Raw genomic sequence first — 1207 nt, 5'->3', positions numbered from 1 at the left:
CCTCGGTTCCTGTTCCGATTGCTTTTGGCAATGGCGCCGGGGCCCCGCTGACCGCCGTTTTCGGTGCTGCCATCATGGCGTTCTTCGCGGTGGGCTTTTTGAAGATGTCACCGTTCATCACCAACTCGGGTGGATTTTATGTTTACGTGACCGCGGGCTTGGGCAAGGTCCTCGGGCTCGGTGCTTCCTTCCTGGCCCAGGGCAGCTACTTCGTCTTGCTTCTGGGCAGCCTGACCTTCAGCGGCTACTCGCTGAACACATTCGTCACCGGTCTTGGGGGACCCGAGATACCGTGGTGGGCCTATAGCCTCCTGCAGGTGGCCATCGTCGGGATCCTGGGTTACGTACGGGTCGACGTTTCAGCGAAGGTACTCACCGTCCTGCTCCTGGGCGAAGTCGCCGTAGTGCTGGCCTACAACTTCTTCGTCATGCTCGCCGGGGGAGCCTCCGGCCTGGACGTGGGCAGCTCACTGGATCTGCACAACATCTTCTCCGGCAACCTCGGTATCGCCCTGCTCATCGGCGTCACCTGCATGGGCGGATTCGAAGCAACAGTGATCTTCCGCGAGGAAGTACGCGAACCGAAGAAAACCATCCCGCGGGCCACCTTCATCTTCATCCTCATCACCGGCCTCTTCTACTGCATCACCTCCTGGTCCATGATCCAGGCAGTTGGCAGCTCCACAGCACAGGAAACCTACGCCGCGGACCCCGCAGGCACCCTTTTGGGAACCATGGAAACCTACATGGGACGAGTTGGCCACGACCTTGTCGTAGTCATGCTGATCACCAGCACCCTGGCCGCGAACCTGGCCATCCACAACATCACGACCCGCTACGCCTTCAACCTGGGCAACGACAAAATCCTCCCCCGCGCCCTGAGCCTGGTCCACCCCAAGCACGGATCACCCTACCGGGCCTCCGTCACCATCAGCATCGCCGCGGTCATCGGCCTGATCCCCTTCATCATCCTCAACGCGGACCCGAACTTCCTGTTCATCCAGCTCCTGAGCTCCTTCAGCTACGCCTTCATGCTGATGCTCACGATCACCTCAGTGGCAGTGGCTGTCTTCCTGAACCGCCGCAAACCCGAAGGCACCACCATCTGGCACCGCGTCATCGCCCCAGCAGCAGCCCTCATCGGCATCGGACTCACCCTGGCCATCGCAACAACCAACCTCGAAGCACTCTTCGGCAACACAGGCCC

Annotated in this window: 1 protein-coding gene; it reads left to right on the top strand. The window is 60.9% G+C overall.

Annotated elements, in window-relative coordinates; all coding sequences use genetic code 11:
• Positions 1-1207: APC family permease (locus tag ACIPY2_RS21815; RefSeq protein WP_400268496.1), on the top strand; the 1207-nt coding region annotated here is incomplete at both ends.

The organism is Paenarthrobacter sp. NPDC089675, assembly GCF_044749185.1.
GTDB lineage: Bacteria > Actinomycetota > Actinomycetes > Actinomycetales > Micrococcaceae > Arthrobacter.
Note: the sequence above shows the minus strand (reverse complement) of the source record. Positions and strands in the feature narration are given on the sequence as shown.